We start from the raw sequence: 10,894 nt of genomic DNA, 5'->3' as shown, positions 1-10,894 counted from the left end.
ACGTGCCGCCGCCCGCCGCGCCGCAGGACGCCCCGGCCCCGGGCGAGCGGAGCGGGAGCGCCGTGGCGCAGGCCGGCGTCGGGCTCGGCGTCGCGAGGCTGCTCGTCGCCTGGGTGGCCGGTGTGCTCGCGGTCCAGCTGCTCGGCACGGTGGCGACGCTGGTGGTCGTGTCGAGCCTCCACGGGGCACCGCTCGACCTCCTCGGGCTCGTCCTCGCAGCGGTCGGCGTGGTCGTCGCCCTGGCCGGGGTGACGGTCGCGGTGCTGACGTTCGGCGCCGGCCGCGCAGCGCGTCGTCCGTGGTGGCACTGGCTCGTGGCCGGGGTGCCCGCCCTCGTCCTCGCCCAGCTCGTGGGCGCCGTCGTGCAGCTCGCCGTCGCGGGTCGTGTGCCGGTCGACGCGTGGGTGGTCGCGTTCACGGCGATCGAGCTGGTGCTCGGGGCCGCGCTCGCCGTCGGCGTCGGCGCGCTGCTCCGGGCGCGGGCCGAGGCGCGGACGCGGCCCGTCGCGTCCCCTCCCGCTCACTAGACTCGACGGGTGAGCGACTCCGCGCGGCCCGCGAACCCCCGTACCGACGCCAGCAGCGCCGCCTCCGGCGATGCCACGCACCACGCCGTGGCCCCGGACGACGCGCTCGAGTCCGGGCCCGTCCTCGTCGTCGACTTCGGCGCGCAGTACGCGCAGCTCATCGCGCGCCGCGTGCGCGAGGCCAAGGTGTACTCCGAGATCGTGCCGCACACGGCCTCGGTCGAGGACATCCTCGCGAAGAAGCCCTCGGCCCTGATCCTCTCGGGCGGCCCCGCGAGCGTGTACGCCGACGGCGCGCCCGCGGTCGACCCGGCCCTGTTCGAGGCCGGGGTGCCCGTGCTGGGCATCTGCTACGGCTTCCAGGCCATGGCCCGGGCCCTCGGTGGCGACGTCGCGCAGACCGGCGCGCGCGAGTACGGCGGCACCCACGTGACGGTGCCCCAGGCAGGTGTGCTGCTCACCGGCTCGCCGACCGAGCAGTCGGTGTGGATGAGCCACGGGGACGCCGTGCACGCGGCACCCGAGGGCTTCAGCGTGCTCGCGACGTCGACGGGCTCACCCGTCGCCGCCTTCGAGGACCGCGACCGGCGCCTGTTCGGCATGCAGTGGCACCCCGAGGTCAAGCACTCGCCGCTCGGGCAGCACGCCCTCGAGAACTTCCTCTACCGGGGCGCGGGCCTGCGCCCCGAGTGGACGGCGGGCAACGTCATCGCCGAGCAGGTCGAGCGGATCCGCGCGCAGGTCGGCAGCGCCCGCGTCATCTGCGGCCTCTCGGGCGGCGTGGACTCCGCGGTCGCGGCCGCGCTCGTCCAGAAGGCCGTCGGCGACCAGCTGACCTGCGTCTTCGTCGACCACGGGCTGCTGCGCAAGGGCGAGGCCGAGCAGGTCGAGACCGACTTCGTGGCGGCGACGGGCGTCCAGCTCAAGGTCGTCGACGCGCGCGAGCGCTTCCTCGGCGCGCTCGCCGGCGTCACGGACCCGGAGACCAAGCGCAAGATCATCGGTCGCGAGTTCATCCGCGTCTTCGAGGCGGCCGCGCGCGAGGTGGTCGCGGAGAGCGGCGAGCACGGCGAGGACGTCCGCTTCCTGGTCCAGGGCACCCTCTACCCCGACGTCGTCGAGTCGGGCGGCGGCGAGGGTGCCGCCAACATCAAGTCGCACCACAACGTCGGCGGGCTGCCCGACGACCTGCAGTTCGAGCTCGTCGAGCCGCTGCGCGCGCTGTTCAAGGACGAGGTCCGCGCCGTCGGGCTGGAGCTGGGCCTGCCGGACGCCATCGTGTGGCGTCAGCCGTTCCCGGGCCCGGGCCTGGGCATCCGCATCATCGGCGAGGTCACGGCCGAGCGGCTCGACGTGCTGCGCGAGGCGGACGCCATCGCGCGCGAGGAGCTGACCCGCGCGGGCCTCGACCGGCAGATCTGGCAGTGCCCTGTGGTCCTGCTGGGCGACGTGCGGTCGGTCGGTGTGCAGGGCGACGGCCGCACCTACGGCCACCCCGTGGTGCTGCGCCCCGTGACGTCCGAGGACGCCATGACGGCGGACTGGGCCCGTGTGCCGTACGACGTGCTCGCGACCATCTCGACGCGCATCACCAACGAGGTGCGCGAGATCAACCGCGTGACGCTCGACGTCACGAGCAAGCCGCCGGGCACCATCGAGTGGGAGTGAGGCGACGGCGCGCCTGAGCCCACGCCTCAGCCCCGGTCGGTGCCCTGCCTGTCGGTGCCCTGCCTGTCGGTGCTCTGCCTGTCGGAGCCCTGCCTGTCGGAGCTCTGCACCCGGGTCTGCACCTCGAAGCCCTGCACCGGTCCGCGGACGGGGCGCTTGCGCTCGTACATCCGCGCGTCGGCGGCGGAGAGCACCTGCTCGGCGCTGACGTCGTCGCCCGGTCGCACCTCGGCCGCGCCCACGCTGGCGCGCGCCGACGCGACCACCTCGCCCAGGCGCACGGGTGCCTGCAGCGCCGAGGCGATGCGCGCCTCGGCCTCCTGCCGGACCACGTCCGGGTCGCCCTCGATCACGACGACGAACTCGTCGCCGCCGAACCGGCCGACGAGGTCCTGCGCGCGCACGGCGGCACGCAGGCGGCGGCCGACCGTCACGAGCAGGCGGTCCCCCAGGTGGTGCCCGTGGTCGTCGTTGACGGCCTTGAAGTCGTCGAGGTCGAGGAACAGCACGACGACGCCCGGCGAGACGCCCCGAGCGACACGACCGAGCGCCGCCTCGAGGTGCTCGTCGATCGCGCGCCGGTTCGGCAGGTCCGTGAGGACGTCGTGCGTCGCGAGGCGCTCGAGCCGCGTCTCCGCGGCCGCGTGCAGCCGCGCGAGCTGGCCGACCCGGAGCATGACGAGCGGGACGACGAGGAGCGAGGAGATGACCAGCAGCGGCGACCCGGGCTGGTCCGCGAGCGTCTGGATCGCCACGATGAGCGGGTCCAGGAGCAGGATCCCGCCGAGGAACGCGAGTCGGAGCGGTGAGAGCCGGCCGCTGACCTGGGTCTCGGGGCGCGAGAGGTGCACGTGCGACGGGTGGGCAGCAGCGGCCGCCAGGGCGACGTAGCCGGCGATCCAGAGCAGCGAGACCCACCACGCCCCGGCGCCCGTCTCCGGGTCGGTCGTGAGGACGTCGAGGACGTTGCCGGCGAGCGTGGTGCCCACGGCGACCAGCAGGTACGCGAGCGGCGCACGCGCCGCGTGCGACGTGGTCACGGCGCGGACGACCGCGCCCGCGATGCCGGAGACGAGGAGCACGACCACGAACGTGTAGAGCCACGTCCCGGCCGGTGCGCCCTGCTCGGTGAGGGCCGGCGTGAGGGCGACGGCCCACAGCAGGCTCGCCGCCCCGATGCCGATGAGGACGCCGTCGACGATGCCACCGACGTCCGCGCGCGCGTAGCGGTAGGAGACCAGGAGCGCGGCGACGAGCAGGCCGACGTAGCCGAGCGGGAGCGTGAGGAGGAAGAGCGCCCCGCCGGCCACCGGGCGGCCCTCGAGGCCGACCTGACGGAGCGCCTCGGCGTTGTGGACGGTGAGGGCCACCATGGCGCCGAGCACGAACCACCACGGCATCGGCGCGACGATCCGCCGGCGGAGGAGCATGACGAGCAGCAGCAGGCCCGGGAGGGCGCTCGAGAGGACGACGGCGGCGATGGCGGGCGTCCGGTCGGCCGCGAGGTGCGTCGCGAGGACGTGGTAGACGCAGAGCACGGCCGTGACGACGGTGAAGCCCACGTGCACGTGGGCCGGTCGCAGACGGCTCATGGGTGGACCATCGGCAGGTGGGGCCCGGTCCTGCATGGTTCGGAGGTCCCGATCCGGCCACGGCCGGCGCGGGGCGGATAGCCTGCCGGGGTGCGGGTCTTCCACGTGTCCGACTGCTACGCGCCGCGAACCGGCGGCATCGAGTCGCAGGTCCGGGACCTCGCCCGCGCGCAGGCCGCCGCGGGCCACGAGGTCCACGTGCTCACGGCGACGCCCGGAGCGGGCGGTGAGCGCGGCGGCGTCGTGCAGCAGGACGACGGCGTCGCGGTGCACCGCCTCGGGACGCACGTCCCCTTCGACCTCCCGGTGAACCCGCTCGCGCCGCCGCGCGTCCGTGAGCTCCTGCGCGACCTGCGGCCCGACGTCGTGCACGTGCACGCCGGCGTCGTCTCGCCGTTCGCGTTCGACGGCGCGCGCGTGGCGCTCGGCGCCGGGGTGCCGCTGGCCATCACGTGGCACTGCATGCTCGACGGCGCCGTGCCGGCGATGGGCGCGCTCGTGCGGCGCACCCGGTGGGGGAGCGCCCCGGTCGCCCTCTCCGCGGTCAGCTCCGCGGCCGCCGAGCGGGTGCGCGACGTGTTCCGCGCCGAGGTCGCCGTCGTCCCGAACGGGATGGACCTCGAGCGGTGGGCGCCGCGGCCGGGTGCCGCCGCGGGACCGCGCGGTGGGCCGCTGCGGTGCGTCGCGACGATGCGGCTGGCGCCGCGCAAGCGGGGCGGCGCGCTCGTCGGGCTGGTCGAGGACGTCATGACGCAGCTGCCCGAGGGCTCGCTGCGGCTGGACGTGCTCGGGGACGGCCCGAGCCGCCCGGCGATGCAGAAGAGCGTCGAGCGGCGGGGCCTCGCCGACGTCGTGACGCTGCGGGGCCGCGTGCCGCGGGACGAGCTGCGCGCGGCCTACGACGACGCCGAGGTCTTCCTCGCCCCGGCCGTGCTCGAGGCCTTCGGCATCGCGGCGCTCGAGGCGCGGACGGCGGGCCTGGTCGTCGTCGCGCGCCGCGGCACGGGGATCGAGGAGTTCGTCACCGACGGCGTCGACGGCGTGCTGGTCGACGACGACGCCGCGATGGCGCGGACGCTGGTGTCGTTCGTCCGGGAGCCGGAGCGGGTCGAGCGGCTGCGTGCGCACGCGCTCGCGCACCGGCCGCGGTTCGACTGGGCGACCACCCTGGCTGCGGCCGACGCCGAGTACGCGCGGGCCCGGGCGCTCGTCGGCGCGGGCGTCTGAGCCTGCCGTCACACCGTCACACCGTCACACCGCCGCACGCGCCCGGACGCGCACGACCGCACCGGCGGGTGCCGGTGCGGTCGTGTGGTGCGAGGTGCGAAGTGCGAAGTGCGACGTGCGAGGTGCGGGTCGCCGCGCGAGCTGCGGCCCGGTGCCGAGGCTCAGCTGCGCCGTCGGCGGGCGCCGAGCAGCGAGCCGAGCAGGAGCGCGGCCCCCGCCGCGGCGACGAGGAGGATGAGCGCCAGCTCGACGTCGAACACCACGCCGCTCGCGAACGCCACGAGCCCCACGCCGACGGCGGCGATGACGAGGCCCCACACCACGGTCCCCACCCGCACGCCGCGCCGCTCGGGCTGGGTCACGTCCTCGGAGCGGGCCGTCGTGCTCGTGGCCGAGGGGACGGTCGTCGAGAACCCGCCCGCCGTGCCGCCTGCCGTCGTGCTCGTCGCTGCCGGCTGCGTCCCGAACACGGCGGTCGACACGTCGGGACGCGTCCCGGGGAGCTCGAGCCGCTGGGTGTCGTTCAGCTCGCTGTGCTCGGCGTCGCCGAGCGGGACGGCGGTGTCGCCGACGTCGATGCGCTCGGTCCGGGCGGTGTCGTCGTGCGCCCGGTCCTCGCGGTCGGGGGTGGTGTCCATGGTGCTCTCCTCGCGGGGGTCGGTGGTGTGCTGGGCGTCGGGCCCCCGGCCGTCCGGCGTCGGGGCGCTGGACCGCCGGTCGTCCGGCGTGCTCATGGCGCCTGCTCCACGGTGACGTTGCCCGCGCCGAGCGTGATGTCGAGGTGGATCTGCGGCTCGTCGCCGTCGGCGACGTCGTCGGTCCGGAAGGTCTGCGTCCCGCCTGTGCCCGGGGTGCCGCGCACCGCCCCCTCGCCGAGCCAGCGGACTTCGCCCGCCATGACCTCGACCTCGGCCTCGACCGCCGTGCCGGCCGGGATCACGACCGTGACGTCGCCGGCGCCGACGCCGATCGGGACGACGAGCGTCCCGTCCGCCTCGAGCGGCACCTCGGTGAGGTCGAGCTCGACAGACCCGGCGCCGATCGCGTAGCCGTCCTCGGCCTCGGCGGCCGTCGTCGGCGTGCGGTCCACGTCACCGACCGCGGTGCCGCCGTCCCAGTCCCAGTCGGCGTCCCAGCCACCGACGCCGGCGTAGCGGTCCACCGCGACCATCGGCACGAGGGCCAGCGTGAGCACGACGGCGAGCGCGCCGGGGCCACCCGCCGTGCGGCCCCGGAGGCCCGCGACGATCACGGCGAGGCCGAGCAGGGTCACCGCCACCGCACCGGCCGTGAGCAGGACCGGACCGTCGAAGCGCCCGATGCGGTCGAGGTACAGCAGCGCCGCGAGCGTCAGCAGCGACAGCGCGACGACGACGCCGACGACGCCGCCACCCGGGCCGCGCGGTGCGGTGCGGTGGAGGGTGGTCGCGGGTCCGGTCCCGGCACCCGCTGCGTACGCGGCCGGGGCGCAGTCCTGGGGCGCCGGCCCGCCCTGCCACGAACCCGCGGGCGCGGCCGGTGGCGGGGGCGTGGTCGGGTAGGCGGTCGTGGTCGGGTACATGGTGGTCGTGGGTCCTTCCGGTCGGGGCCGGGGCGGAGCCGCGGCGGGGGATGCGTGGGGTGCGGCCGGCGACGGCGCGGACGTCTGGGCGTCGGTGCCCACGGGCCCGGGTCCCTGCGGGCCGTTCGGACCCTGCGGGCCCTGCGGGCCGTTCGGACCCTGCGGGCCGTGCGGACCCTGCGGGCCCTGCGGGCCGGCGCCCGACCACGTGCCCGCCGCGCGGTTGCGGTTGCTCGCGGAGACCACGAGGACGACGACGAGCGCGACGGCGCACATCCACAGCAGGCCGCGCCACCAGCCGTTGTCCGGCCCCCACCACAGGCCCGGACCCCAGCGGTCGGGGAACGAGATGCCGGTGACGAGCAGCGCGAAGCCACCGATCACGGCCGCGTCGAAGTCGCCGCGGAACAGCTGCTGGAGGTGGATCCGGCTGTCGCGCTGCTCGGGGAGCAGCAGCCAGCCGATGCCGTAGAGCACGAGGCCGAGGCCGCCGAGCAGGACGCTCACCGCGAGCACGCCGCGCGTGACCAGGGGGTCGACGCCGAGCCGCAGGGCGAGGCCGCCCGCGACGCCACCGACCCACCGCTCCTCCGAGCGGACGACGCCGGTGCGACGCACGGCGTCGAAGAAGCTGTCGGCACCGCTCGGGCCCGTCGCCGACGTGGGGTCCGGCGCCGTCCAGGCCGATCCGGTCGGCGGCGCGTACGTGCCCCCGCCGGGCGGCGGTGCGTACGGACCCGCGCCCGGCGGCGGGGGCGGCGGCGCGCTGCCCTCGGTGCCGACGCTGCCGGCAGCGCTGGAGGAGCCGGCAGTGCTGGAGGTGCCGGGGGTGCCGGAAGTGCCGGAAGCGCTGGAAGCGCCGGGGGTGCCGGAGGTGCCGGCGGTGCCGGGGGTGCCGGGGCCCTGCGGGTCCGTCGGCTGACCGGGCTGACCCGCGGGCTCGTCGGCTGCGGGGTGAGTCGTCTCGTCCATGACCATCATGGTTCCGCCGCGCGACGTCGGCCGGTATCGGGGCCAGCCCTGAGCGGACCCTGAACGCGAGGTCGACCACCCTGAGGGCATCGGGGTCGGGACCCGGATCCCGACCCCGAACCTCCCGACGGGCGCCCCGTGACCCCGCCTCGCGCGCCCGGTGACGTGTGACGATGCTCCCGTGACGACCACCACCACGCGCCCGCCGGGCGCGCACCTCCCGCTCCGGCGTCCGCAGACCGGCCGCACGGTGGGCGGCGTGTGCGCGGGCCTCGCCGCGCACCTCGGCGTGCCGGTCGGCGTCGTGCGGGTGGTGCTCGTGCTGCTGACCCCCATCGCGGCGGTCGGCCCGCTGCTCTACGTGTGGTTCTGGGTGACCGTCCCCGTGGGCGACCCGGCGGACGCGGCAGCGGCGGACCGGCCCGCCGCGCTCTCCCGCCTCGCCCCACGGCTGCGCGACCCGGGGCGCGGGGTCCCGCTGACCGACATCGGCGTCGGCGTGCTCCTCATCGCGGCAGCGGGCCTGCTCGTCGCCATGCGTCAGGGCGTCACACCCGAGGCGACCTGGGTGGTCCCCACGCTGATCGTCCTCGGCGGCACCGCGCTCGCGTGGAGCCAGCTCGACGCCGTGCAGCGCGGACGGTTCTTCTCCCAGGCCGGCGGCCGGACGTCGGTGAGCGTGGTGCGGCTGATCGGCGGCACGGTGCTCGCGGGCGCCGGCGTGTTCCTCCTCGTGGGGCAGGACGAGACGCTCGACACCCTCGTGCGGTCCGCCGTCGCGGCACTGGCGGTCCTCGTCGGCGCCGCGGTGGTCCTCGCGCCGTGGGCGCTGCGGCTCGTCCGCGAGCTCGGCGACGAGCGGGCCGCGCGCGCCCGCGAGTCGGAGCGGGCGGACATCGCGGCGCACCTGCACGACTCGGTGCTGCAGACGCTCGCGCTCATCCGCGCGCGGGCGGACCGGCCCGACGACGTCGCCCGCCTCGCCCGGGCGCAGGAGCGCGAGCTGCGCGAGTGGCTGTACGACGACCGCAAGGTGCCGGGCACGTCGCTCGCGGCCGACCTGCGCCGGGTCGTCGCCGAGGTCGAGGACGGCCGCGGCGCGGCCGTGGAGACCGTGGTCGTGGGCGACCGCGTGCCCGACGACGCCACCGAGGCGCTCCTGCAGGCGACGCGCGAGGCGCTCGTGAACGCGGTCGTGCACGGCCGGCCGCCCGTCTCGCTGTACCTCGAGGTGGGCGCCGACCAGGTCGAGGTCTTCGTGCGCGACCGCGGCGACGGGTTCGACCTCGCGGAGGTGCCCGGCGACCGCTTCGGCGTGCGGGAGTCGATCATCGGCCGGGTGCGTCGCCGCGGCGGCACCGCGACCGTGCAGAGCAGGCCGGGCCGGGGTACCGAGGTGCACCTGTGCCTGCCCGTCGAGGAGGAGCAGCAGCCATGAGCATGAGCCAGTCCCCGCCCGCCGCAGCGCCGGCCACCTACGACGTCGTCCTGGTGGACGACCACCTCATGTTCCGGGCGGGTGTCCGCGCGTCCCTGGACCCGTCGATCCGGGTGGTCGGCGAGGCGGACGACGTCGAGGGCGCGATCCGCGCCGTGCGGTCGCTGCAGCCGCCCGTCGTCGTGCTCGACGTGCACCTGCCCGGGGGCATGGGCGGCGGGGGCGCCGAGGTCATCACGGCCTGCGCCGACCTGCTCGCGACGACCCGGTTCCTCGCGCTCTCGGTCTCGGATGCGGCGGAGGACGTGGTGGCGGTCATCCGCGCGGGTGCGCGGGGGTACGTCACGAAGGCGATCAGCGGCCCGGACCTGTCCGACGCCGTGCGCCGCGTCGCCGGGGGCGACGCCGTGTTCTCGCCGCGCCTCGCCGGGTTCGTGCTCGACGCGTTCGGCGCGGCCGCGGGCGACGTCGCGACCGGCGACGACGAGCTCGACCGCCTCAGCGCGCGCGAGCGCGAGGTCATGCGGCTCATCGCCCGCGGCTACAGCTACCGCGAGGTCGCGTCGGAGCTCTTCATCTCGATCAAGACGGTCGAGACCCACGTCTCGGCGGTGCTCCGCAAGCTCCAGCTGTCGTCGCGGCACGAGCTGACGCGGTGGGCGGCCGCGCGGCGCCTCCTGTGACTTCGCCCACAGCCTGACTCAGGACGGGCTCCGGCCGGTCGATGGGGGTGCAACCCGACCCTTCAGGAGCCTCTCGTGAGACGTCTGTCCTCCATGTCCGTGACCGCACGCCTCGTGGTCATGGTCGCCGTGCTCGCCCTCGGGCTGGGCGTGCTCGTCGTCCTGGCCGCGCGCCAGGTCGAGCAGCGCATCATGGCCGAGCGCCAGAGCGCGACCCGCACCGTCGTCGAGACCGCGCTGGGCGTGCTCACCCACTACGGCACGCTCGCCGAGCAGGGCGAGATGAGCGAGTCGGAGGCGCAGGACGCCGCCGTCGAGGCCGTGCGCGCGCTGCGCTACTCCGGCGAGGAGTACTTCTGGATCAACGACATGGGCCCGACCATGGTCATGCACCCCATGAAGCCGGAGCTCGACGGGACCGACCTCACCGAGAACGCGGACCCCGACGGCAAGCACCTCTTCGTCGAGATGGTCGAGGTGGTCGCGGCCGACGGTTCGGGCTTCGTCAACTACCAGTGGCCCAAGCCGGGCGCCGAGGCGCCCCAGCCCAAGATCTCCTACGTCATCGGCTACGAGCCGTGGGACTGGATCATCGGCTCGGGCGTCTACGTCGACGACGTGCGCGCGGTCGCGCTCGCCGAGGCCGGGCGGCTCGTGCTCAGCGGCCTCGTCGTCGTCCTCGTCGCGGGCGGGCTCGCGCTCGTGCTGGGCCGCACCATCGTGCGGCCCATCCGCGAGGCGACCGCGCTGCTCGCGAGCGGCGACGTGTCGACGCGTCTGCCGGAGGGCCGCGGCCGCACCGAGCTCGAGCAGCTCGCCGCCGCGCTGAACGCGACCCTCGACCGCTCCGCGTCGGTCGCGGAGGGCGTCTCGGACGCCGTGGGCCGGCTCGACGACGCCGCGTCCCGCCTCGTCGAGACGAGCGACGGCCTGGCCGGCGAGGCCGAGCGGACCACGATGCGCACCGCCTCGGTGAGCCGGGCGGCCCAGGAGGTCAGCACGGGCATCGACGCCGTCGCGGCGGGGACCCACCAGATGGGCGCCTCGATCGGCGAGATCGCGCAGAACGCGCACGCCGTGGCGCGGATCGCCGAGGAGGCGGTCGAGGCGGCCGAGGCGACCAACCGGACGGTCGTCGAGCTGGGCGCGTCGTCGACGCAGATCGGCTCGGTCGTCAAGGTCATCACCGCGATCGCCGAGCAGACGAACCTGCTCGCGCTCAACGC

The 10,894-nt window shown here is 75.9% G+C and carries 9 protein-coding genes and 1 pseudogene; 7 read left to right on the top strand and 3 right to left on the bottom strand.

The genetic code is table 11. The annotated features are described in order from the left end of the window. Positions 1 to 527 (top strand): annotated as a pseudogene (locus ICW40_RS07590) (hypothetical protein); the annotation flags it as partial. Positions 528 to 614: 87 nt separating this feature from the next. Further along, complete coding sequence (guaA, locus tag ICW40_RS07585) at positions 615 to 2,195, top strand: glutamine-hydrolyzing GMP synthase (protein WP_221653228.1); 1,581 nt, start codon at positions 615 to 617, stop codon at positions 2,193 to 2,195. 26 nt (positions 2,196 to 2,221) lie between these two features. On the opposite strand, the gene ICW40_RS07580 is transcribed toward guaA, so the two are convergent. Then, on the bottom strand, positions 2,222 to 3,787 hold the full coding sequence (locus tag ICW40_RS07580; protein ID WP_221653226.1) for a GGDEF domain-containing protein: 1,566 nt from the start codon (positions 3,785 to 3,787) through the stop codon (positions 2,222 to 2,224). Positions 3,788 to 3,877: 90 nt separating this feature from the next. On the opposite strand from ICW40_RS07580, the gene ICW40_RS07575 reads away from it, so the two are divergent. Then, a complete protein-coding gene (locus ICW40_RS07575) occupies positions 3,878 to 5,014 on the top strand; it encodes a glycosyltransferase family 4 protein (RefSeq protein ID WP_221653225.1) in 1,137 nt (378 codons plus the stop codon). A 161-nt stretch (positions 5,015 to 5,175) separates the two neighbouring features. Here ICW40_RS07575 and ICW40_RS07570 read toward each other — a convergent pair whose 3' ends face one another. After that, entirely contained in the window at positions 5,176 to 5,748 is a 573-nt protein-coding gene (locus tag ICW40_RS07570; RefSeq protein WP_221653224.1) for a hypothetical protein, read from the bottom strand. Beyond that, a complete protein-coding gene (locus ICW40_RS21480; protein ID WP_221653223.1) occupies positions 5,745 to 7,193 on the bottom strand; it encodes a PspC domain-containing protein in 1,449 nt (482 codons plus the stop codon). The genes ICW40_RS07570 and ICW40_RS21480 overlap by 4 nt, the downstream gene beginning before the upstream one ends. Here ICW40_RS21480 and ICW40_RS21475 point away from each other — a divergent pair. From ICW40_RS21475 to ICW40_RS07545, 4 genes are all read left to right on the top strand, one after another. Continuing rightward, positions 7,183 to 7,497, top strand: a complete 315-nt coding sequence (locus ICW40_RS21475) for a hypothetical protein (protein WP_221653222.1) — start codon at positions 7,183 to 7,185, stop codon at positions 7,495 to 7,497. The genes ICW40_RS21480 and ICW40_RS21475 overlap by 11 nt on opposite strands. A gap of 231 nt (positions 7,498 to 7,728) precedes the next feature. After that, complete coding sequence (locus ICW40_RS07555) at positions 7,729 to 8,985, top strand: ATP-binding protein (protein WP_221653221.1); 1,257 nt, start codon at positions 7,729 to 7,731, stop codon at positions 8,983 to 8,985. Continuing rightward, positions 8,982 to 9,668 (top strand): response regulator transcription factor, encoded by a 687-nt coding sequence (locus ICW40_RS07550; RefSeq protein ID WP_308121693.1) that lies wholly within the window; start codon positions 8,982 to 8,984, stop codon positions 9,666 to 9,668. Before ICW40_RS07555 ends, ICW40_RS07550 begins: the two co-directional genes overlap by 4 nt. 75 nt (positions 9,669 to 9,743) lie before the next feature. Then, on the top strand, positions 9,744 to 10,894 hold a 1,151-nt coding region (locus tag ICW40_RS07545), incomplete at its 3' end, for a cache domain-containing protein (RefSeq protein ID WP_308121694.1).

Origin of the sequence: Actinotalea ferrariae (genome assembly GCF_019733465.1) — a bacterium.
Lineage (GTDB): Bacteria > Actinomycetota > Actinomycetes > Actinomycetales > Cellulomonadaceae > Actinotalea > Actinotalea ferrariae_A.
Note: the sequence above shows the minus strand (reverse complement) of the source record. Positions and strands in the feature narration are given on the sequence as shown.